Below are 20,399 nucleotides of genomic sequence, written 5' to 3' on the forward strand. Positions count from 1 at the left end.
AGAATGGGCTTTTTCAGTAGCGCGCGCCGGCTTTTCGACGACAGCAAGGGCGCGGCGGCGATCGAGTTCGCCATTCTGGCGCCGATCATCTTTGCCGTCATTTTCTCGATCTTCGAGGCAGGCTTCATCATGACGCAGTCGATCATGCTCGACCGTGCCGTCAGCCGCAGCTCGCGCGCGCTGCAGATCAACGGCGCCAAGATGAGCTATGCCGATTTCAAGGCTTCAGTGTGCAAGGAAGCGGTGATCCTCAGCGATTGCGTCAAGTCGATCCGCATCGAGTTCACGCCGGTGAGCAAAGCGTCCGACTTTCCGACGACGGGGACGCCCTGCGTCGACCGCTCCGTCGCCATCGATCCTGTCACGACCTACAATTCCGGCCAGCCCTCGCAGATCATCTTCACCCGCGCATGTTATGTCGTCGATCCGCTGGTGCCGGGACTCGGCTTCGGCCTGAGTTTTCCCAAGGACAACACCGGCGCCATCCAGCTGACCTCCAGCTTTGCCTTCGTCAACGAGCCGACCTGATGTTGAAGCACGCCTTTTCCCGCCTGATCCGCGAGCGCTCCGGCGCATCCGCGATCGAGTTCGCGCTGCTGGCGCCGATCCTGCTGTTCTTCTTCCTGGCGAGCATCACGGTGTTCGACATGTACCGAACCTACCAGAATATCGTGCAGGCCAATGGTATCGTCGCCGACGTGATTTCGCGCCAGACCTCGATCGACAATACCTTCGTGTCCAATCTCTACAGCGTCTTCACGCATCTGCAGCAAAACAGCACGGCCCCGATCGCGCTTCGGATTTCCAGCATCAAGAAGACCGCCGGGGTCTACAAGCTGGACTGGACGAAGGAGAGCGGCACGGCCGGCCTGTTGAAGGCGCAGGTGCTCAGCGCATCGACGCTGCCGCAGCTGACGGACGGCGACTCGGTGATCTATGTCGAGGGCGCGGCAAGCTACACGGCGATGTCGAACATCATGGGCTTCGGCAGCATGACGTTCGCGGAAACCGCCTTTTCGCGCCCGCGCTTCATCGGCGCCATCGTCTATCAGTGACGCAATCCCTTGCGGTGAAGGCGCGAGGCTCCTAATTGTTTTGGATGAACAAGAGGGTGCGCCCATGACGACCCGCACGCTGACCACGATCGGCTTCGATGCCGACGACACGCTGTGGCAGAACGAGCAATTCTACCGGCTGACGGAAACGCACTTCACCGAACTGCTCTCCGACTACGCCGAGGGTACGGTGGTTTCGGACCGGCTGCTGGCCGCCGAGAAGCGCAATCTTCAGCATTACGGCTTTGGCATCAAAGGCTTTACGCTATCGATGATCGAGACGGCGATCGAAATCACTGAAGGCAATGTGCCGGCTTCGGTGATCGCGCAGATCCTCGATACCGGGCGGGATCTTCTCTCGCATCCGGTCGAGACGCTGCCTGAAGTGCGCGAAACGCTGGCCGCGCTTTCCGACCAGTATCTGCTCGTGCTGATCACAAAGGGTGACCTGTTCGACCAGGAGCGCAAGCTGGCGCAATCGGGCCTTGGCGATTTCTTCCATGCCGTCGAGATCGTTTCCGACAAGACGGCGGTCACCTATCGCCGAATCTTCTCCAAGATCGGCGGCGGGCCGGAGCGGGCGATGATGGTGGGGAACTCGCTGAAATCGGACATCGTGCCGGCGATCGCCGCCGGCAGCTACGGCGTGTTCGTGCCGCACGAACTGACCTGGGTGCTCGAGCATGTCGAGGAGCCGACCGAGGCGCCGCGCTTTCGCAAGATCGAACGGCTCGGCGAATTGCGCGGCGTGATCGACAGTTTGGGTTAGACGAAGCTTCGCTTACTTGCGCGAGGGGAAGAGCGGCGACGGCTTGCTGTCGTCGGCAGGGGCCGGCGCGGGTGTTGCCGGCGTGGCCGAGGCTGCCTGCGGTTCCACGAGAATGCTGTAGGGTGCGCCGAGGCCGCGTCTTGGCGAGGCCTTGGAATAATAAGGGCGGAGCAGCCAGGTGGCGTCCTGCTTGACCGTCGTCTGGAAGGTCTGCCCGTCCTCGTCGGTGCCGAAGATCGCCTCATCATCAGGGGCCGCGAGATCGAAGATCGCGAGGAAAGCGAACTGGCTCTTCGTCGAGAAATCGATCTTCACATGCTGGCCAGCCTTGACGGGCAAGGTATAGACCTTGCCGTTGCCGAATTTCGTCCAGCCCTTGAGCTCCATTGTTGCCGCCGGAAACTGCAGCTTTTCCAGCCTTTCGCCGCGCTGCAGCTCGGGTGTCTGCGCCATGGCGGCGGGCGCGATCGCGATTACGGCGACCGCCATTGCCATCAGTTTCAGTTTTTTCATGGACGTACCAATGCGTCGCGCATCGCCTCTACTTCGGGACGGCAGTAGCAGCCTTCGAGATGATCGTTGACGAGACCCATTGCCTGCATGAATGCGTAAACTGTGGTCGGGCCGACAAAGGTCCAGCCGCGCTTCTTCAAATTCTTGGATATGGCGACCGAGGTGGGCGTCGTGGGATTGGCCATGATCGTGGCGCGATCGACCACCTTGGGGCGTTCGTTATGACCGGGCTCGTAGCTCCAGAAATAATGCGCCAGCGAGCCGAACTCGTCGCGCAGCTCGATCGCGCGCTTGGCGTTGTTGATCGTCGAGACGATCTTGCCGCGATGGCGGATGATGCCGGCATCGGCCACGCAACGCTCGACATCCTCATCGTTAAACAGCGCCACCTTCTCGAAATCGAAGCCGGCGAAGGCCGCGCGGAAGTTCTCGCGCTTGCGCAGAATGGTGAGCCAGGAGAGGCCGGACTGGAAGCCTTCGAGGCAGATCTTCTCGAACAGGCGGATGTCGTTCACGACCGGCCTGCCCCATTCCTCGTCGTGATAGCGCAGATAATCCGGCAGGTTGCCGTGCCAATGACAGCGGCTCTTGCCGTCCTCACCGATTGTAATGCCTGTCTCGCTCATCACGTTCCATTCGTTTCAGCGGCTGCGAATCCGGCTTTACCATTTGCAAACCCTGTTTCCAAACCGAACGATAACCCTGACGAAAAGTTTATGGGCCAGTTCGGCTTTTAGTGAACGCGGGTTTACCATTCGCTGGCGAGCGCGGTGGCAGCATGATCGGCAGGTGGCGGATGCCGCCCGTCCATTTTCGGCCATTGTAGAGAGTTCGTCCGATGATGAAATCCGTTTTGCTCGCCGCAGCCCTGCTCGGCGTCTTTTCCACGGCCGCCCTTGGCGACGACCGTTATGTTTCCCGTCCACCTGTCGTGCTGAGCCCCGATCTCGCGGCACCGTGGATCATGCAGCTCAGCGGCGGCAATGTTCGCCCCGTCGTCTACCAGCGCCCCGTTGTCGTGCAGCAGCAGCGCGGACTGTTCGCCCCGCGCGCCGTTCGTCGCGCGCCGGCAGCACAGCAGGTCTCGGCGATCAATCCCGGCGTTCCGGTGATCCGTGGCCAGATCGAGCCGCAGTTCCTGCCGCAGATGGTCGACTACCAGACCAAGGAGCCGCCCGGCACCATCGTCATCGATACCAACAACCGCTTCCTCTATCTGGTCATGGCAAACGGCAAGGCGCGGCGCTATGGCGTCGGCGTCGGCAAGCCGGGCTTCGAGTGGGCCGGCGTGCACAAGGTGACCCGCAAGTCCGAGTGGCCGGACTGGACACCGCCGTCGGAAATGATCAGCCGCGAGGCGGCGAAGGGCCATTATCTGCCGGCGCGCATGGATGGCGGACCGGAAAATCCGCTCGGCGCGCGCGCCATGTATCTCGGCTCGACGCTCTACCGCATCCACGGCACCAATGCCCCGTGGACGATCGGAAGCGCGGTTTCCTCGGGCTGTATCCGCCTGCGCAACGAGGACGTCGTCGACCTCTACGAGCGTGTCAAAGTGGGCACGCGGGTCATCGTGATCTGAATTTTCTTATGGCGGCAAGGACACACCTTGCCGCCTACCCCCGCATTTTCAGGGTTTCCAGCTTGAAATCCCGGTCGATTCGGTTAGCTTTGCCGGCGATCGTGCCTTGAGAGGGAAATCGAAATGAAGAAAGTGTCTCTGCTCGTGGCGGCCGTTGCCGTCGCGATGTCGGGTATGGTGGCCGTTGCCAGCGCCGAGCCCGTGATGACGGCGACAGACGCCGTTCGTGGCGTCAAGCACAGCCAGCAGATCAAGCCGCAATACAAGAAGCGTGTCGTCCGCCTCATCACCAATGAAGCGCCGGGCACCGTGATCGTCGATACGGTCAACAAGTATCTCTACCTCGTCGAAGGCCGCAACAAGGCCACGCGCTACGGCATCGGCGTCGGCCGCGAAGGCTTCGGCTGGTCGGGCGTGGTGAAGATCGGCCGCAAGGCTGAATGGCCCACCTGGACGCCGCCGGCTGAAATGCGCGTCCGCGAGGCCCGCGCCGGCCACAATCTGCCGGCCGTACAGCCGGGTGGCCCCGACAATCCGCTCGGCGCCCGCGCGATGTATCTCTACCAGGGCGGCCGCGACACGATTTTCCGTATCCACGGCACCAACCAGCCCTGGACAATCGGCCTCAACCTGTCTTCCGGCTGCATCCGCATGGTCAATGACGACGTCGCCGATCTCTACGACCGCGTTCCCGTCGGCACCAAGGTGATCGTCGTCGGCCCTGGCAACAAGCAGGGCAACGTCGCCTTCGACGACCGCGGCATCGACGTCCTGAGAACGATCTTCGGCGGCTGACGCCTCATGTCATGAAAAGAAGGGCGGCTGGGTTTCCGGCCGCCTATTTCGATCCGCAGCTGACTTTGCCGTTGAAGGCCTGCGGCGCCGCACCGCCCTCGATCGCGAGTTCGTAGGTGCCGGCAAAGGCCTTGGCATTGTTGCGCTGCTCGGCCGATACGATCAGATTGGCCGTCTGGCCACCCGCCGCTTTCCCGCCATCATAGAGAACCTCGAGCCTGAGCTCGCCATTGTGCGACCAGTGGTTCGTTAGGCTGTCGGAATCGAGATCGATCCGGCCCAGCGGCTGAGGCGCAGTTTCGTTCTTCAGAATAAGCGCGCCACGGAAATGATTGAGCACGTGCCCGTTCTCCGCCTTGAAGCCGCTTTCGACGGTGAAGCGAACATTCTTGTCGTCGGCGGAACAGAAGAAACGGCTGTCGGCGTGTGCGACTTCGGTGGCGCCAAGAAGAGCGGTGAACGCCAGGATGAAACGATGCATGCTTGAGCTCCAAATGCCGCCGGACGATCCGGCCGCGTCAGGCTAGCCCGAAACCCTTAAATTTTTCTGGCCGCTAATTTTGTTGGCCGTCAACTTGGCTGGCCTTCAATTTTTCCGGCCTCTCGCCGCCATAGGCCCAATCGAGCAGCTCGACGGTGTGCAATATGGGGATCGCGGTGGCGGACGCGATCTGGGTGATGCAGCCGATATTGCCTGTGGCGATGATATCGGGCTTCGTCGCCTCGATATTCTTCACCTTGCGGGCCTTCAGCGCGTCGGAAATATCCGGCTGCATGATGTTGTAGGTGCCGGCCGAGCCGCAACAGAGGTGACCTTCGGCCGGATCGCGCACCGTAAAGCCCGCCGCCTTCAACAACTGCTTCGGCGCCAGCGTGATCTTCTGGCCGTGCTGCATCGAGCAGGCGGAGTGATAGGCGACCGTCAGCCCCCTCGGCACGTGCGAGGGAAGGTCTAGCGTCGCCAGATACTCGGTGACATCGCGGGCGAGCGCGGAAACGCGGGCGGCCTTTTCGGCGTAGATGGGATCGAGCCGCAGCATGTGGCCGTAATCCTTGATCGTCGTGCCGCAGCCGGACGCGGTGATGATGATGGCATCGAGCCCGCCCTTTTCGATCTCGCGGGTCCAGACATCGACATTGGCCCGGGCGCTCGCCAGCGCCTGCTCCTCGCGGCCCATGTGATGGACCAGCGACCCGCAGCAGACCTCTCCCTTCGGCACCACGACCTCGACGCCGAGACGGGTGAGAAGCCGGATGGTCGCCGCGTTGATTGATGGGTCGAGCACCTGTTGGGCGCAGCCGGTGAGGATCGCCACGCGGCCTTGCCTCTCGCCAGCTTCGGCTGGGTGGGTTGCCGGCGTTGCCAGATGCGAGGATGCGGGCAGGCTGCGCGGGGCGAGCGCCAGCATGGCGGCGAAGGGTTTCAGGGCCTGATGGCGACGAAAAAGGCTTTCGAGCGGCCGGCCGATGCGGGCCAGTCGAAGCGCCAGGCGGAAGCGGCCGGGATAGGGCAGAACGGCGGCCAGGATGCCGCGCGTCAGCCGGTTCATGAGGGGGCGCTTGTAGGTCTTTTCGATATGGGCGCGGGCGTGATCGACAAGGTGCATGTAATCGACGCCGGAGGGACAGGTCGTCACGCAGGCGAGGCAGGAGAGACAGCGGTCGATATGGGTGACCACCTCCGTGTCGGCCGGGCGGTCGTTTTCCAGCATGTCCTTGATGAGATAGATCCGACCGCGCGGGCTGTCGAGTTCGTTGCCAAGCGTGACATAGGTGGGACAGGTGGCGGTGCAGAAGCCGCAATGAACGCATTTGCGCAGGATCTGCTCGGAGGCCGCGACATGGGGATCGGCAAGCTGGGTGGGGGTGAAGTTGGTTTGCATGTCAGGCTTATCCGCCCTTCTCGCTGCATTGGTGGGTGGGGTACCCCCCTCTGCCCTGCCGGGCATCTCCCCCACAGGTGGGGAGATCGGCTGGGCGCAACCGCTCGTTCCACTCCCATTGGTTGGCTGAGAGCAAGCCACGAGTCGATCTCCCCCCTTGTGGGGGAGATGTCCGGCAGGACAGAGGGGGGTGCGCGGCACGGTACAGCATCAAAATCACCCCATCTTCCCCGGACTGAAAATCCCCGCCGGATCGAACTTCTCCTTTACCCGCGCCGACAGCAGCGCCACGGCATCGACCTGCGGCTCGAAGGCCGAGGTCATCGCGCGCATCGCATCAGGCGCGCGCATCAGCGTGGCGTGGCCGCCGCCGAGTGCGTGCATGAAACGTCGCAGCAGGTTCGCTTCGGCGTCCGCTTCCATGCGCATCCAGACGAGGCCGCCCTGCCAGTCGTAGAAGGCGTCGACGCCGGTCTCCAGCCTCAGTGCCGCGACCAGCTGGTGGCCGACCGAGGGTGCCACGGATACGCGCCAGACCGGGCGCGGGCCGCCATCGGCGTAGGGTTTCACATCGCGGATCTCGCGCCAGAGGGCGGCGCTGTCGTCCTCACCGAGCCGCGCGACGGGGCCGAAGGCGGACATCGTGGTGCCGAGCTTTTCAGCACGAACGGCGACGGAGGCCGGCAGGCCCTCGATGCGCAGCACGGTGGCCTCGCCCTCGGGCAGACGGTTGCCGAGGAAGGTCCAGGCGACGGTCATGGGCAGATGGGCGGCGCCCGAGACCTCGACCGGCAGCGCCATTGCCGCAGCCATGGCATTGGCGGCCTCGGCGTCGTTGAGGCCCGAGATCACGATCGTCGCTTCGGACTTCGGCTTCGGCGGCACGCGGAAGGTAACCTCGCTGATGAGGCCGAGCGTGCCGTGCGAGCCGGCGATCAGCTTGACGAGGTCGAGGCCGGTGACGTTCTTCATCACCCGCCCGCCGGCCTTGATCGCCTCGCCGCGTCCATTGACGAAACGGACACCGAGCAGGCTGTCGCGGGCGGCGCCTGATATCAGGCGGCGCGGGCCGGAGACGTTGGCGGCGAAGACCCCGCCAATGGTCGGCGCGCCGGATGTGCCCATGAGCGGGCGGTGATCCATCGGCTCGAAGGCCATGGTCTGGCCGCTCTCGGCCAACGCAGCCCCGATTTCGGCAAGCGGCGTTCCGGCGCGGGCGGTGAGCACCATCTCGCCGGGGTTATAGGCAACGATGCCCGAGAGCTCGGTCGAGCGCAGGCGGTGTTCGGCTGCGACAGCATTGCCGAAGCCGGAGCGGGTGTTGCCGCCAGCTATGCTCAGCGGCGTGCCGGCCTGCGCATGGGCGCGGATGATCTCCGACGCTTCCTCCTCTGTGGTCGGGCATAGCTCGATCATGTGGGTTGGCGCCCTTCGAGCGGGAAGACCTTGGAGGGATTGAGCAGCCAGCCGGGATCGAAGGCGGCGCGGACAGCCATCTGCTGGGCGAGATCGGCATCGGAATATTGATGGCGCATCAGATCGCGCTTCTCGATGCCGACGCCGTGTTCGCCGGTGAGGCAGCCGCCGGCATCGACGCAGAGCTTCAATATCTCCATGCCGGCCGCCTCGGCGCGGGCGGCGTCGTCTGGATCATTGGCGTTGAAAAGGATGAGCGGGTGCATGTTGCCGTCGCCAGCGTGGAAGACATTGGCGACGCGCAGGCCATGGCGCTCGATGATCTCGGAGGTCTTATTCAGCACATAGGAGAGCTGGCTGAGCGGAACGGTGCCATCCATGCAAATGTAATCGGCAATGCGGCCGGTGGCGCCGAAGGCGGATTTCCGGCCTTTCCAGATGAGTGCGGCTTCGGTGGCCGACTGGCATTCGCGCACGGTGCTGACGCCATGGCGGCGGGCGATGTCGACGATATCCTTCAGCATGTCGTCCATCTCGGCTTCCGAACCCTCGACCTCGACGATCAAAAGCGCGCCGACATCGAGCGGATATCCGGCCTTGGCGAAGGCCTCGCAGATTTCGATGGCCGGCTTGTCCATGAACTCGATGGCGACGGGGATGATGCCGGATGCGATGATATCGGCGACGCAGGAGCCCGCCTCTTCCGAGGTCGGGAAGCCGAAGAGCACCGGCCGCGCGCCTTCCGGCTTGGCGATCAGCCGCACCGTTGCTTCGGTGACGATGCCGAGCTGGCCCTCGTGGCCGCAGACGAGACCGAGTAGATCGTAGCCGCCGGCATCCAGCCCCTTGCCGCCGAGATCGATGACCGTGCCATCGACCAGCACCATTTTCACGCCGAGCAGGTTGTTGGTGGTGACGCCGTATTTCAGACAGTGGGCACCGCCGGAGTTCATGCCGATATTGCCGCCGATGGTGCAGGCGAGCTGCGAGCTCGGATCGGGCGCATAGAAGAAGCCATCGGCGGAGACGGCTTCGGAAATGTTGAGATTGGTCACGCCGGCCTCGACGACGGCGGCGCGATTGAAAAGGTCGATCTCGATGATGCGGTTCATCTTCGAGACGCAGACGACAACCGCATCTTCCTGCGGAATGGCGCCACCCGACAGCGACGTGCCGGCGCCGCGCGGGACGACGGGGATGCCGTAGCGATGGCAGTATTTCATCACCGCCGCCACTTCGGCGGTGCTGCGCGGGAGCGCCACGGCAAGCGGCATGCGGCGGTAGGAGACGAAGGCGTCGGTCTCGAAGGGCATGAGTTCGCGCGGCTCGGAAACCAGGCATTCCGGCGGCAGGAGATCGGCGAGATCGGCAACGATCTGCCGGCGGCGCGCCATGACATCGGCGCGCGGGGCAAGAAACGAAATGGCGTCGGACATGCCTTTCCTCCCTTCGCCACATCAGGCGAAACCGGCCGTATCCTCCATACTGCCAAGGCTTCGGGCTTAACACTTTCCCCAATCTGGCGCAAATGCTAAGCACTTATGACAAAATAAGAAATTATCGGGGCGACATGACCAATCTGGGAGATCTCGAAATCTTCGCCAAGGTGGCGGCGACGGGCAGCATGTCGCTTGCGGGGCGCGCCCTCGGTTTCTCGCCGGCTGTGGTTTCCAAGCGCATCAAGCGGCTGGAAGATCGGCTGGGAACGCGGCTTTTGCAGCGCACGACGCGGCAGATTTCGCTGACCGAAGCCGGCCAGGGTTTTTACGACCGGGTGCTCGGCATTCTGGCCGGGCTGGAAGAGGCGGAGTTCTACATTTCCGGGCGCTCGGCACAGATGCATGGGACGCTGAAGGTCTCGGCGCCGACCTCGTTCGGGCGCATGCATATCGCGCCGTATCTGAAGCGCTTCATGGACGCCCATCCCGATCTTGCCATCAACCTCGTGCTTTCCGACGAGTTCAGCGACATCGTCGGCGGCGGGTTCGATCTGGCGATCCGCATCGCGGAGCTCACCGATTCCAGCCTCGTCGCCCGCCGGCTGGCGCCGGTGCGCCGCGTGCTCTGCGCCTCTCCCGATTATCTCAAGGCCAATGGCACGCCCGATAGCATCGACGATCTCAAGCGGCACCGCTGCCTGCCGGCCCACAATAACGATGTCTGGCGGCTCGAGGGGCCTGAGGGCGCGCTGTCGATCCGGCCGGAGGGGATGCTTGTCACCAATTCCAGCGAGGTGATCCGCGAGGCCGTGATTGCCGGCCTCGGCATTGCGCTGCGCTCGACCTGGGATATCGGCGCGGAGCTGAAATCCGGGCAGCTGGTGCAGGTGCTGCCGGCCTATGAGGGGTCGCGCAACGTGACGCTATCGGCCGTCTACCCAAGCCGCCAGTTCCTGCCGGCCAAGGTGCGGCTGTTCATCGATTATCTCGCGGAGCTTTATGGGCCGGTGCCCTATTGGGAGCGGTGACGGTCAGTTGGCCAGCCGCTCGATGACGTGATCGAGCAGCGCGCGCAGCCGCGCCATCCGCTTCATGTCGCGGTGATAGCCGACCCAGGTGTCGCGCCCCGGCGGCGGTTCACCGAGGTCGACCCGCTCGATCGCGGCCAGGCTGTCGCCAAGCGGACGCGGCAGCACGGCGAGGCCGGCGCCGTTGGCGCAGAGCGTTGCCTGCACATCGCGGTTGTTGCTGCGAAGCGCGATCGCGGCTTTCGGCAGCAGACGCTGGAGCCACAAGACATCGGGCATGCCGCCGAAGGCCTCGTCCATGGTGACCAGACGCGCGCCCTCCCCGCTTCCCGCCACCGGGTGCGGCAGGCCACGCTTGATATAGAGGCCATATTCGATGCGCAGCAGCCGGCGGGAGATCACTTCCGGCTCCGTGAAGGGTGCGATGCGGAAGACGAGATCGGCCTCGCGCCGGGAGAGACTGAGCAGGCGACTATCGGTCAGGAGTTCGACGACAACCTTGGGATAGGCGTGCGAAAACTCGGCAATGACGGGCGCCAACAGATGAGTGCCGAACCAATCCGAGGACGAGAGGCGCAGAAAGCCGGTGAGGTCGCTGGCGGTGCCGGCCAGTTCGCGCTGCAGGGCGAGCGCCTCCTCCTCGATCCGCTCGGCATGGGCGAAGACCGCCACGCCTTCGTCGGTCAGCACAAAACCATCGGCTGTGCGCTGGAAGAGCGTCTGGCCGAGTGCAGCCTCAAGGGCGCGCAGGCGCCGGCCCATGGTCGGCTGGGTCAGCCCGAGGCTGCGCGCCGCCGCACCCAAGGTGCCGAGCCTGGCAATGGCCAGGAACAGCCTGAGATCGCTCCACTCCATGGCCACCCAAACATTTCTGCATGATCTTCATGCTTTATCTATGATTTCCATTCGATCTTCAACGGCGCATCCTCCTTTCACCAACACGAAAGGAGTGTCCCATGTCTTCGAAATCCAAGATGAAAGCGCTTGTCGTCAACGCGCCGCAGGGCGCGTTTCGGCAGACGGAGATCGCCCGGCCTGAGGCCGCCAAGGGCGAGGTGCTGGTGCGCATCCAGGCCAGCGGCGTCAATCCGCTCGACACCAAGATCCGCGCCGGCAACGCCGCCCATGCCCGCCACCCCCTGCCCGCCATCCTCGGCATCGACATGGCTGGTATCGTCGAGGCGGTCGGCCCCGATGTGACCGGTTTCCGGCGCGGCGACGCGGTCTACGGCATGACCGGCGGGGTCGGCGGCATTCAGGGGTCGCTGGCCGAGTTCGCGGCTGTCGACTCCGATCTCGTCGCGCTCAAGCCGAGCAATCTGTCGATGCGGGAAGCCGCCGCGCTGCCGCTGGCGGCTATGACCGCATGGGAAGGGCTGGTGGACCGGGCGAAGGTCGCAAGCGGCCAGCGTGTTCTCATCATCGGCGGTGCCGGCGGGGTCGGGCATATCGCCGTGCAGATCGCCCGGGCTGTCGGCGCCGAGGTCTATGCAATCGACGGCGCAGCGAAGGCCGACTATCTCCGCAGCCTCGGCGCAACGCCGATCGACCGCGCCGTCGGCACCATCGAGGATCACGTCGCGACCTATACCGCGGGGCGCGGCTTCGATGTCGTCTACGATACGGTCGGCGGCGCCGGGCTCGACATGGCGTTCAAGGCGGCGAGCCGGTTCGGCCATGTTGTCAGCGCGCTCGGCTGGGGCACGTATGCGCTGGCGCCGCTCTCGTTCAAGGCGGCGAGTTATTCCGGCGTGTTCACGCTGCTGCCCTTACTGACGGGCGAAGGCCGAGCGCATCATAGCGAGATCCTGCGCGAGGTGACCCGGCTCGCCGAAGCAGGCAAGCTTTTGCCCCGCATGGACAGCCGGCGGTTTTCGCTTGCCGATGTCGCCGAAGCACACAGGCTGATCGAAAGCCGCGAGGCTGAGGGCAAGCTGGTGATCGAGATCGATTGAGGCTCGGTTACGGCGCTCAACATTCTCATGGACGTTGAGCGCCGCCGGTGTTTGAGTGCATGCGCCCATCGAACAATGATCCGGATCCCGCAATGACCGCTTCGCCTGCCTTTCTTGGTCTCAACTCTCATATGCCCGACGGCGCCACGCCTCGCATGGTGATCTTCAGCGCCGCTCACGGCAGCACCTATCGCGACAAGGACAGCAGCGGCTACGCGACAGCGGCCAATGCCATCCGCGCCGCGAGCCAAGAAGACGCATCACTTGTCGAGCATTGGGATTTTGATCTCGGCGGACCGATTTTTGACGGCAAGCCGGCATGCTGCTTCGATGCCGGTGATTTGCCCACCGAGATGCATGACAACGCGCGGAATCGGGCGCTGATCGAGGCAAAGACACGGGAAATACTGGCGATGTCAGCCGTGCCGATCCTGCTCGGCGGCGACGATTCAGTCCCCATTCCTTTCTTCGCCGGCTTCGCGGATCACGGGCCGATCTGGATTGTCCAGATCGATGCGCACATCGACTGGCGTGATGAGCTCCATGGCGAGCGTTACGGCTATTCCAACCCGATGCGCCGGGCGAGCGAGATGGGACATATTGCCGGGATGGTGCAGGTAGGCATGCGCGGCGTCGGAAGCGCTCGTCGCGCGGAAATCGAAGCGGCCGAGGCCTATGGCAGCCGCTTCGTCACCGCTCGGGAGGTTCACTCCCTCGGTGTCGACGCCGCCCTCCGGCATGTTCCCGAGGGCGCGCGGGTCGCAATCACACTGGACTGCGATGGCCTCGACCCCAGCATCATGCCCGGCGTGGCTGCCCGATCGCCCGGCGGCCTTACCTACACACAGGTCATCGATCTGATTGCCGGCGTCGGCAGACGGGGCCGGATTGTCGGCTTCGATCTCGTCGAACTCTATCCGCCCGCCGATATCGACGGTATTTCCGCGCTGACGGCAGCGCGGCTGGTCACCAACGTCATCGGCACAATCGCCCGCCAAATCTGACGGGCATTCGCGCCTACCGCGCCAGATCGAGATAAGCGCTCGCCACCATCGCGTCGATATCCGCGGGGACCGGCACGATGCAGGCTTCGGGACCGACGCCACGCTTGGCGACGAGTTCCAGGCAGCGGACCTGCAGGGTGAAGCCGAGGTCCATGGATTCCACGGAATTACCTAGCGGGCGTGGGCCGGCGAGGTTGGCCATATGGCCGCCGCCCAGGATGTGGATGGCGCGGCCGTCCTTCAGATGCAGGGTCTCGATGCCATCGGCCGGATAGCGGTCGGTCGCGACGACGTCCTTGTGGGCGCGGAAGGCGGCGACGTCGATCTCGTTGGGGAAATGGCCGCCGTTCATCAGGATCGCGCCGTTCTTGATCAGCGGCAGGTCCTTCAAGGTGATGATATCGGGATGGCCGGTGACGGTGACGAGCACGTCGGCGGAGCGGATGGCGTCATCGCGCAGCGGTGTGACGAAACCATCCAGATGCGCTTCGAGCGTCGTCACCGGGTCGATATCGACGACGCTGACCTGCGAGAAGGCATTGCGGAAGCAGGCGGCAGTGCCCTTGCCGCAGGCGCCATAGCCGAAGACCGTGACGCGCTTGCCGTTGGTGGAGCGGTTGGTGAAACGCATGTAACTCTCGAACAGGCTCTGGCCAACGGCATGCTTGTTTTCGGCGAACTGCTTGATCGGGCTGTCGTTGATGACGAGGATCGGCATGTTGAGCTTGTCGCGCAGCGGCAGCAGGCGGGTGCGGCCGGAGGTGGTCTCCTCGGTGCCACCCAGGAGATTGGCGTAGGGGCTTTCCGCTGCGATGGCGAAGAGATCGCCGCCATTGTCGAGCAGCAGATCCGGCTTTTCCGCAACCACGGCAACAAGGCTCTGATGATGCGCGGCGGGATCGGTGGTCTGGGTGGCGAAGACGGTGATGCCCTGGCTGCGCAGATATTCCACCGTCGCGGGCTGGGTGCTGTTCAGGTTGCCGGTGCAGACCAGACGCGCGCCGCCGGCGTTGAGCGTCATCAGAAGCGCCACCGTTTTCGGTTCGAGATGGATGCCGGTGCCGATCGTCAGGCCCTTGAAGGGCCGGGTGTCGCGGAACTCCGCCGCCGTTGCCTGTAGCAGCCGGCAGCTACCCCCAATCCAATCGATGCGCGTTGCTTCCGATACCATGAACCATCCTCCTGTTTTCGACGCATTGATAAGCCGAATGGCAGGTGGCGACCAAGGATATTTTTCGCCGAGAGCAACGCAAACACGCCGACTCATTGCGCCGGATCACCTGTCTGAGCAGGCTTTGAGGGTCTCATTTACCTCTTCAGGATGTTAGCCGGGCAATCTTTTCTGTGGAGAACCGACGCAGAATTGCCAATGTTTGGGGCTATCGCGGGACAGCTTCACGTCGTCGTTGATTATGACGAAAGTCGATATCATATTAAATGGCACTCGACGTGACGGAAATAGAGCATTCGATGGCGGTTTTTTGAAACCGAAACCAAAACGAAAGGCTCTATTGATAGATATAAAGCCTGAACCGAAAGCAAAACACACACATGGATCGCGCAAGCTTTCCATGAGACACTAATATACGCACCCAACCGATAAAGGTGACCCGACCGTTGAGCCTACTTGCCCGCCTTGCCTCCGATGTCCAGCTGATGTTCCGGCGCCCTCCGCGCCAGCAATATGCTGCGCTCTGCTACCGGACGAAGGGCAAGACCGGCGCGCTTGAAGTGCTGCTTCTGACCAGCCGCGATACCGGCCGCTGGGTGATCCCCAAGGGATGGCCGATGGACGGCAAGACCTCCTACGAGGTGGCCGCTCGCGAGGCTTACGAGGAAGCCGGTGTGCGCGGTACGGTCGAGAGCCAGACGATCGGCTGCTACCACTATCCCAAGGTTCTGAAGAACGGGCTGAAGGTGACCTGCAAGGTTCAGGTCTACGTGCTCGAGGTCTCGACGATCGCCAAGAACTTCAAGGAGAAGGGCGAGCGGCGTTACGAGTGGGTCTCCTGCGAAGAGGCCGCCAAGCGCGTCAACGAGCCGGAACTGCGCGATCTCTTCCTGCTCTTCAAGCGCCGCATGACCGGGCAACTCGAACCTCTCGCGCTGCAGCAGATTCCGGCTGAATGATTCCTGCCATCTTGCGCTGCTAGAATTAGCGGCGCAAAAGCGGGCCTCAATCACAAGGAACAGCATGGCCGACCGCCCCACCGTCCTCACCAAACGAACGCTCGACAAGGATCTCGACAAGCTCACGCAGGTCGAAGACGCGTCGAAATACGTCTCGCGCAAGCTGGTGGCGCCGGGGATCGGTTTCGTCTTTCTCGGCCTCGCCATGCTGTTTGCGGCGATATACGTGTTCGGCCGTCCCGACGCCGGGCTGGTGATCGCGGCCGCGGCCCTTGCGGCCTACATGGCCATGAACATCGGCGCGAACGACGTGACCAACAACGTTGGCGCCGCCGTCGGTGCGCGTGCCATGACCATGGGCCAGGCGCTCGTCATCGCCGCTATCTTCGAGATCCTCGGCGCGACGATAGCGGGGGGCGCGGTGGTGAAGACGATCTCGTCCAGCATCGTCGACGCATCGCAGATCCCGCCCGCCACGCTCTCCTGGATCATGATGGCGGCGCTGATGGCGGCGGCACTCTGGATCAACCTCGCGACATGGCTGAACGCGCCCGTTTCGACCACGCACTCGATCGTCGGCGCGGTAATCGGCGCGGGCGTGGGCGCGCTCGGCCCGGGGCCGGTCAACTGGCGGGTCCTGGCCGAGATCACCTCCAGCTGGATGACGTCGCCGCTGATCGCCGGCGTGATTGCCGCCGGCATGCTCTATCTGGTCAAGACGCTGATCATCTACCGCGAGGACAAGATCACCTCGGCCAAGCGCTGGGTGCCGGTGCTCATCGCGATCATGGTGGGCGGCTTCACCGCCTATATGATCCTTCAGCTTGAAAGCATGAACGCGTTCTCAGCGTCGACGATCATCCTGCTCGGCATCGCAGCCGGCGTGGTCGGCTGGCTGGTGGCGCGGCCGCTGGTCAATATGCGGGCGCAGGGGCTGGAGAACCGCAACAGCTCGCTGCGGGTGCTGTTCCAGATGCCGCTGATCGGCGCGGCGGCACTTCTGTCCTTCGCGCACGGCGCCAACGACGTGTCCAACGCCGTAGGCCCGCTTTCGGCGATCGTGCGCGTGTCCTTTGGACAGCCTCTCATCCGCGGCTCAGAACCGCCGCTCTGGGTGATGCTGATCGGGGCGCTCGGCATTTCGGTCGGTCTTTTGCTGTTTGGACCGCGCCTGATCCGCCTCGTCGGCGGGCAGATCACCAAGCTCAACCCGATGCGTGCTTACTGCGTGGCGATGGCGACGGCGTTTACCGTCATCGTCGCCTCCTGGTTCGGACTGCCGGTCAGTACGACGCATATCGCCGTTGGTGCGGTGTTCGGTGTCGGCTTCTTCCGCGAATGGTACACCCGCAACTCCAAGCGCCGGATCGAATATATGCGCCGCAAGGCCGAGGTCTGGATGCTGGAGGAGCCCGACGACCCCAACACCCACGAGGTGCGCCGGCGCCGGCTGGTGCGGCGTTCGCACTTCATGACGATCATCGCCGCCTGGGTCATCACCGTGCCGGCATCCGCCGTGCTTGCGGCCGTGCTCTATTGGGCTATGGTCGCGCTCTTCGTTTAGCCAGGACATTTCGATGCGCGCCAATTTCAGAATGCAACGGCTGTTTGTCGCCGCTCCCCTCTCCAAAGGCGTGGCCGCCGAGGCGACGCCGGACCAGTATAATTATCTGGCCAATGTGCTGAGGATGGGCGACGGCGCCGAGATCCTCGTCTTCAACGGCCGCGACGGCGAGTGGAAGGCGAAGCTTTCGCTGCCGACCCGCAAGCGCATCATGATCGTGCCGGAGGAACAAACACGGCCGCAGCCAGCGCCTTCCGACCTGCACTATCTCTTCGCGCCGCTGAAGGTCGGGCGGCTGGATTATCTCGTGCAGAAGGCCGTGGAGATGGGCGCCGGCATACTGCAGCCTGTCATGACGCAGCATGTGCAGGGCAAGATCAACAACCTCGACAAGCTCCGCGCCAACGTCATCGAGGCGGCGGAACAATGCGGCATTCTCGGCATCCCAGATGTGGCCGAGCCGGTGCGGCTCTTCGACATGCTCGACGGATGGCCGAGCGACCGGCGGATCATCTATTGCGACGAGGGCGACGCCGGGCAGAACCCGCTGCCGATCCTCTCGGCGGTAAAGGAGCGCAAGCTGGCGCTGCTCGTCGGACCCGAGGGCGGCTTTTCCGAAGACGAGCGCGCGCGTCTGCGCAGCCTTGATTTCGTGACCGCGATCCCGCTCGGGCCGAGAATATTGCGCGCCGATACCGCAGCCGTTGCCGCCATGGCAGTGATACAGGTGGCACTCGGCGACTGGAACCAATAGCCGCGTGGGCAACGGGCCACAGTTGCTGGTATTTTTTTGATGGCTGGTTGAAACAATTTCACTTGCAACATACGTGCCAGCGGTCCTAATCACCCTTCCTACTGTCCGGATACTTTCCGGGCGTTTCCCGAATACAGGTTACTTGAATGGCTCGCGATACCACCGACCAGACCCCGCTCTCTTCGGTTCAGGAGCTGACCGATTATCTTGCGGCGGGAAACAAGCCGGAAGAGAAGTTCCGCATCGGCACCGAACATGAGAAGTTCGCCTTCTTCCGCGCCGATAACAGCCCGGTTCCATATTTTGGCGAAAACAGCATTTCCGGACTGCTGAAGGGTCTGGAAGCGAAGAGCGGCTGGGAGCCTATCCTTGACGGCGAGAACATCATCGGCCTTGCCGAGCCATCGGGCATGGGCGCGATCTCGATCGAGCCGGGCGGGCAGTTCGAGCTCTCGGGCGCGCCGCTCGAAAACATTCACCAGACCTGCAAGGAATCCAACGCGCATCTGGCCGTGCTGCGCGAGATCGCGGAACCGATGGGCATCCGCTTCCTTGGCATCGGCGGCAGCCCGAAGTGGACGCTGGCCGAGACCCCCGTCATGCCGAAGTCGCGCTACGGCATCATGAGCCGCTACATGCCGAAGGTTGGCACGCAGGGTCTCGACATGATGTACCGGACCTGCACGATCCAGGTGAACCTTGACTTCTCCTCGGAAGCCGACATGCGCAAGAAGATGCGCGTCTCGATGAAGCTGCAGTCGCTGGCAACGGCGCTGTTTGCCTCCTCCCCCTTTACCGAAGGCAAGCTCAACGGGCTGCAGTCCTGGCGCGGCGATATCTGGCGCGACACCGACAACAACCGCTCGGGCCTGCTCGACTTCACCTTCCGCGACGATTTCGGCTTCAGCGACTATGTGGAATGGGCGCTCGACGTGCCGATGTACTTCATCGTCCGCGACGGCCGCTACAAGGACTGTACCCACATCACTTTCCGCCAGTTCATGAACGGCGAGCTGAAGGGCGAGATCGCCGCCTGGGAGCCGACGATGGGCGACTGGACGAACCATCTATCGACGCTTTTCCCCGACGTGCGCCTGAAGCGCTTCCTCGAAATGCGCGGCGCCGATGGCGGCCCGTGGCGCCGCATCTGCGCGCTGCCGGCCTTCTGGGTTGGCCTGCTCTACGACGCAACGGCACTCGAGGCCGCCGACCAGCTGACCAAGGACTGGGGCTTCGACGAGGTGAACGCACTGCGCAACGCGGTGCCGGCCGAGGGGCTGACGGCGGCATTCCGTGGCCACACGCTTTACGATACTGCGCGCGAGGTTCTTGCCATTTCCAAGGCCGGCCTCAAGGCGCGCGGCAAGCTCAACAGCGAAGGCCAGGACGAGACGATCTTCCTGTCGCCGCTCGATGAGGTGATGGCCAAGAAGGCGACGCTGGCGGAAGACCTGCTCGCGCTCTACAACGGCCGCTGGAACGGTTCGGTCGAGCCCGCGTTCGAAGAGTACCAATACTAAGGGCAACCACTAAGCCCTTCTGCAAAAAGCGGTTTGCGCATTCCTTTTTCCGGCTATAGTGACGCGATCATGCGTCGCGAACCGGGAAAGGGCTTTTCCATGCTGCCACTCTTCGACATGATGATGCAGGCGCAGAACGGCGCGGCGATGGACGCGATCTCCAAGCAGTTCAACCTGGCGCAGGAGCAGGCGACGCAGGCGATGGCCGCGCTGATGCCGGCTTTCTCGGCCGGGCTGAAGCGGAGCAGCAGCAACCCCTACGATTTCATGGGCCTGATGCAGGCGGTGTCGTCAGGCAACTATGCCAAGTATTTCGAGGACATGAGCAAGGCGTTCACGCCGCAGGGGATCTCCGACGGCAACGACATCCTGGCGCAGCTCTTCGGCTCCAAGGACGTGTCGCGGGCAGTGGCGGCGCAGGCCGCGCAGATGACCGGGATCGGCCAGGAAATCTACAAGCAGATGCTGCCGATCATGGCCGGCACGCTGATGGGCGGGCTGTTCAAGCAATCGATGGGGCAGATGAACGCGCCGGTGAATCCTTTCGTCAACACGGCGATGGGCGAGAGCATCCAGCAATGGCTGCAGGCCACCGGCTTCGCGCCGAAACAGACGCCGACGCCGCAGCCCAGCATCTTCGACAATCCATTCACGCAGGCGATGCAGCTGATGTTCAGCGCGCCGAAGCCGGAGCCCGAAAAGGCGGCACCGGCCAATCCGTTCCTCGACAATCCCTTTACCAAGGCATTCCAGGAAATGATGGGAAGCTTCGCCCAGCCCGCGCCGCAGAAGCCCACGGAAACGCCGAAGGCCAGCGAGAAAGCGGAGAAGGCACCCGAGGCCTCCAGCTACATGGACATGCTGAACACCATGTTCGACAGCGGGCTTGAGGTGCAAAAGGGCTACCAGAAGAACATGGAAGCGATCTTCGAGAGCTATATGCCGAAGACGCCGCCCTCCTCCCCCAAGCCATAAGACGCGCATAAAAAAAC

At 63.4% G+C, this 20,399-nt stretch carries 21 protein-coding genes; 13 read left to right on the forward strand and 8 right to left on the reverse strand.

The window, feature by feature from the left end; translation table 11 throughout:
* Nucleotides 1-3 precede the first annotated feature (3 nt).
* The 3 genes from AC1DOG_RS06990 (at nt 4) to AC1DOG_RS07000 (ending at nt 1,824) form a co-directional block, all read left to right on the forward strand.
* Complete coding sequence (locus AC1DOG_RS06990; RefSeq protein ID WP_477927179.1) at nt 4-528, forward strand: TadE/TadG family type IV pilus assembly protein; 525 nt, start codon at nt 4-6, stop codon at nt 526-528.
* Nucleotides 528-1,055: a TadE/TadG family type IV pilus assembly protein gene (locus AC1DOG_RS06995; RefSeq protein ID WP_477927180.1), complete on the forward strand. Its 528-nt coding sequence runs from the start codon at nt 528-530 to the stop codon at nt 1,053-1,055. Before AC1DOG_RS06990 ends, AC1DOG_RS06995 begins: the two co-directional genes overlap by 1 nt.
* Nucleotides 1,056-1,119: 64 nt before the next feature.
* Entirely contained in the window at nt 1,120-1,824 is a 705-nt protein-coding gene (locus tag AC1DOG_RS07000) for an HAD family hydrolase (protein WP_477927181.1), read from the forward strand.
* Nucleotides 1,825-1,836: 12 nt separating this feature from the next.
* Here the strand turns inward: AC1DOG_RS07000 and AC1DOG_RS07005 are convergent, their stop codons facing one another.
* Both AC1DOG_RS07005 and AC1DOG_RS07010 read right to left on the reverse strand, forming a co-directional pair.
* Nucleotides 1,837-2,337 carry a hypothetical protein gene (locus AC1DOG_RS07005; RefSeq protein ID WP_477927182.1) on the reverse strand — a complete coding sequence of 167 codons (501 nt, stop codon included), beginning with the start codon at nt 2,335-2,337 and terminating at the stop codon, nt 1,837-1,839.
* Nucleotides 2,334-2,963 carry a DNA-3-methyladenine glycosylase I gene (locus AC1DOG_RS07010; protein WP_477927183.1) on the reverse strand — a complete coding sequence of 210 codons (630 nt, stop codon included), beginning with the start codon at nt 2,961-2,963 and terminating at the stop codon, nt 2,334-2,336. The genes AC1DOG_RS07005 and AC1DOG_RS07010 overlap by 4 nt, the downstream gene beginning before the upstream one ends.
* Nucleotides 2,964-3,175: 212 nt before the next feature.
* Here AC1DOG_RS07010 and AC1DOG_RS07015 point away from each other — a divergent pair, with 212 nt between their 5' ends.
* Nucleotides 3,176-3,919: a L,D-transpeptidase gene (locus AC1DOG_RS07015; RefSeq protein ID WP_477927184.1), complete on the forward strand. Its 744-nt coding sequence runs from the start codon at nt 3,176-3,178 to the stop codon at nt 3,917-3,919.
* A 123-nt stretch (nt 3,920-4,042) separates the two neighbouring features.
* Nucleotides 4,043-4,714: a L,D-transpeptidase gene (locus AC1DOG_RS07020; RefSeq protein WP_018898549.1), complete on the forward strand. Its 672-nt coding sequence runs from the start codon at nt 4,043-4,045 to the stop codon at nt 4,712-4,714.
* Between the two features lie 43 nt (nt 4,715-4,757).
* Here AC1DOG_RS07020 and AC1DOG_RS07025 read toward each other — a convergent pair whose 3' ends face one another.
* The 4 genes from AC1DOG_RS07025 to AC1DOG_RS07040 form a co-directional block, all read right to left on the reverse strand.
* Nucleotides 4,758-5,195, reverse strand: a complete 438-nt coding sequence (locus AC1DOG_RS07025; protein ID WP_477927185.1) for a hypothetical protein — start codon at nt 5,193-5,195, stop codon at nt 4,758-4,760.
* A 73-nt stretch (nt 5,196-5,268) separates the two neighbouring features.
* Nucleotides 5,269-6,597, reverse strand: coding sequence for a glycolate oxidase subunit GlcF (gene glcF / locus AC1DOG_RS07030; protein WP_477927186.1), 1,329 nt, complete (start codon nt 6,595-6,597; stop codon nt 5,269-5,271).
* Between the two features lie 216 nt (nt 6,598-6,813).
* On the reverse strand, nt 6,814-8,013 hold the full coding sequence (locus AC1DOG_RS07035) for an FAD-binding protein (protein ID WP_477927187.1): 1,200 nt from the start codon (nt 8,011-8,013) through the stop codon (nt 6,814-6,816).
* Nucleotides 8,010-9,449 carry an FAD-binding oxidoreductase gene (locus tag AC1DOG_RS07040; RefSeq protein WP_477927188.1) on the reverse strand — a complete coding sequence of 480 codons (1,440 nt, stop codon included), beginning with the start codon at nt 9,447-9,449 and terminating at the stop codon, nt 8,010-8,012. The genes AC1DOG_RS07035 and AC1DOG_RS07040 overlap by 4 nt, the downstream gene beginning before the upstream one ends.
* Nucleotides 9,450-9,583: 134 nt before the next feature.
* On the opposite strand from AC1DOG_RS07040, the gene AC1DOG_RS07045 reads away from it, so the two are divergent.
* The gene (locus AC1DOG_RS07045) at nt 9,584-10,480 is read left to right on the forward strand and encodes a LysR family transcriptional regulator (protein WP_477927189.1); all 897 of its coding nucleotides are present in this window, start codon (nt 9,584-9,586) and stop codon (nt 10,478-10,480) included.
* 3 nt (nt 10,481-10,483) lie between these two features.
* Here AC1DOG_RS07045 and AC1DOG_RS07050 read toward each other — a convergent pair whose 3' ends face one another.
* Nucleotides 10,484-11,335 carry a LysR family transcriptional regulator gene (locus tag AC1DOG_RS07050; protein ID WP_477927452.1) on the reverse strand — a complete coding sequence of 284 codons (852 nt, stop codon included), beginning with the start codon at nt 11,333-11,335 and terminating at the stop codon, nt 10,484-10,486.
* Between the two features lie 101 nt (nt 11,336-11,436).
* Between AC1DOG_RS07050 and AC1DOG_RS07055 the strand changes: the two genes are divergently transcribed.
* A complete protein-coding gene (locus AC1DOG_RS07055; RefSeq protein WP_477927190.1) occupies nt 11,437-12,435 on the forward strand; it encodes a zinc-dependent alcohol dehydrogenase family protein in 999 nt (332 codons plus the stop codon).
* A 92-nt stretch (nt 12,436-12,527) separates the two neighbouring features.
* Nucleotides 12,528-13,439, forward strand: coding sequence for an agmatinase (locus AC1DOG_RS07060; RefSeq protein ID WP_477927191.1), 912 nt, complete (start codon nt 12,528-12,530; stop codon nt 13,437-13,439).
* Between the two features lie 13 nt (nt 13,440-13,452).
* Here AC1DOG_RS07060 and AC1DOG_RS07065 read toward each other — a convergent pair whose 3' ends face one another.
* On the reverse strand, nt 13,453-14,610 hold the full coding sequence (locus AC1DOG_RS07065; protein WP_477927192.1) for an adenosylhomocysteinase: 1,158 nt from the start codon (nt 14,608-14,610) through the stop codon (nt 13,453-13,455).
* Between the two features lie 446 nt (nt 14,611-15,056).
* Here AC1DOG_RS07065 and AC1DOG_RS07070 point away from each other — a divergent pair, with 446 nt between their 5' ends.
* The 5 genes from AC1DOG_RS07070 (at nt 15,057) to AC1DOG_RS07090 (ending at nt 20,382) form a co-directional block, all read left to right on the forward strand.
* Nucleotides 15,057-15,569, forward strand: coding sequence for an NUDIX hydrolase (locus AC1DOG_RS07070; protein WP_113199307.1), 513 nt, complete (start codon nt 15,057-15,059; stop codon nt 15,567-15,569).
* A 64-nt stretch (nt 15,570-15,633) separates the two neighbouring features.
* Nucleotides 15,634-17,133 (forward strand): inorganic phosphate transporter, encoded by a 1,500-nt coding sequence (locus AC1DOG_RS07075; protein ID WP_477927193.1) that lies wholly within the window; start codon nt 15,634-15,636, stop codon nt 17,131-17,133.
* A gap of 13 nt (nt 17,134-17,146) precedes the next feature.
* Nucleotides 17,147-17,887, forward strand: a complete 741-nt coding sequence (locus AC1DOG_RS07080; protein ID WP_477927194.1) for a 16S rRNA (uracil(1498)-N(3))-methyltransferase — start codon at nt 17,147-17,149, stop codon at nt 17,885-17,887.
* A 146-nt stretch (nt 17,888-18,033) separates the two neighbouring features.
* The gene (locus AC1DOG_RS07085; RefSeq protein ID WP_477927195.1) at nt 18,034-19,407 is read left to right on the forward strand and encodes a glutamate--cysteine ligase; all 1,374 of its coding nucleotides are present in this window, start codon (nt 18,034-18,036) and stop codon (nt 19,405-19,407) included.
* Nucleotides 19,408-19,506: 99 nt separating this feature from the next.
* Nucleotides 19,507-20,382 carry a DUF937 domain-containing protein gene (locus AC1DOG_RS07090; RefSeq protein ID WP_477927196.1) on the forward strand — a complete coding sequence of 292 codons (876 nt, stop codon included), beginning with the start codon at nt 19,507-19,509 and terminating at the stop codon, nt 20,380-20,382.
* The last annotated feature ends 17 nt before the right edge of the window (nt 20,383-20,399 follow it).

It is taken from the genome of Rhizobium sp. 01N48, assembly GCF_056399145.1.

Bases quoted from the DNA above. Each gene is read 5' to 3' on its own strand.
- AC1DOG_RS06990 (WP_477927179.1), top strand. From the start codon at position 4: ATGGGCTTTTTCAGTAGCGCGCGCCGGCTTTTCGACGACAGCAAGGGC.
- AC1DOG_RS06995 (WP_477927180.1), top strand. From the start codon at position 528: ATGTTGAAGCACGCCTTTTCCCGCCTGATCCGCGAGCGCTCCGGCGCA.
- AC1DOG_RS07000 (WP_477927181.1), top strand. From the start codon at position 1,120: ATGACGACCCGCACGCTGACCACGATCGGCTTCGATGCCGACGACACG.
- AC1DOG_RS07005 (WP_477927182.1), bottom strand. From the start codon at position 2,337: ATGAAAAAACTGAAACTGATGGCAATGGCGGTCGCCGTAATCGCGATC.
- AC1DOG_RS07010 (WP_477927183.1), bottom strand. From the start codon at position 2,963: ATGAGCGAGACAGGCATTACAATCGGTGAGGACGGCAAGAGCCGCTGT.
- AC1DOG_RS07015 (WP_477927184.1), top strand. From the start codon at position 3,176: ATGATGAAATCCGTTTTGCTCGCCGCAGCCCTGCTCGGCGTCTTTTCC.
- AC1DOG_RS07020 (WP_018898549.1), top strand. From the start codon at position 4,043: ATGAAGAAAGTGTCTCTGCTCGTGGCGGCCGTTGCCGTCGCGATGTCG.
- AC1DOG_RS07025 (WP_477927185.1), bottom strand. From the start codon at position 5,195: ATGCATCGTTTCATCCTGGCGTTCACCGCTCTTCTTGGCGCCACCGAA.
- glcF (WP_477927186.1), bottom strand. From the start codon at position 6,597: ATGCAAACCAACTTCACCCCCACCCAGCTTGCCGATCCCCATGTCGCG.
- AC1DOG_RS07035 (WP_477927187.1), bottom strand. From the start codon at position 8,013: ATGATCGAGCTATGCCCGACCACAGAGGAGGAAGCGTCGGAGATCATC.
- AC1DOG_RS07040 (WP_477927188.1), bottom strand. From the start codon at position 9,449: ATGTCCGACGCCATTTCGTTTCTTGCCCCGCGCGCCGATGTCATGGCG.
- AC1DOG_RS07045 (WP_477927189.1), top strand. From the start codon at position 9,584: ATGACCAATCTGGGAGATCTCGAAATCTTCGCCAAGGTGGCGGCGACG.
- AC1DOG_RS07050 (WP_477927452.1), bottom strand. From the start codon at position 11,335: ATGGAGTGGAGCGATCTCAGGCTGTTCCTGGCCATTGCCAGGCTCGGC.
- AC1DOG_RS07055 (WP_477927190.1), top strand. From the start codon at position 11,437: ATGTCTTCGAAATCCAAGATGAAAGCGCTTGTCGTCAACGCGCCGCAG.
- AC1DOG_RS07060 (WP_477927191.1), top strand. From the start codon at position 12,528: ATGACCGCTTCGCCTGCCTTTCTTGGTCTCAACTCTCATATGCCCGAC.
- AC1DOG_RS07065 (WP_477927192.1), bottom strand. From the start codon at position 14,610: ATGGTATCGGAAGCAACGCGCATCGATTGGATTGGGGGTAGCTGCCGG.
- AC1DOG_RS07075 (WP_477927193.1), top strand. From the start codon at position 15,634: ATGGCCGACCGCCCCACCGTCCTCACCAAACGAACGCTCGACAAGGAT.
- AC1DOG_RS07080 (WP_477927194.1), top strand. From the start codon at position 17,147: ATGCGCGCCAATTTCAGAATGCAACGGCTGTTTGTCGCCGCTCCCCTC.
- AC1DOG_RS07085 (WP_477927195.1), top strand. From the start codon at position 18,034: ATGGCTCGCGATACCACCGACCAGACCCCGCTCTCTTCGGTTCAGGAG.
- AC1DOG_RS07090 (WP_477927196.1), top strand. From the start codon at position 19,507: ATGCTGCCACTCTTCGACATGATGATGCAGGCGCAGAACGGCGCGGCG.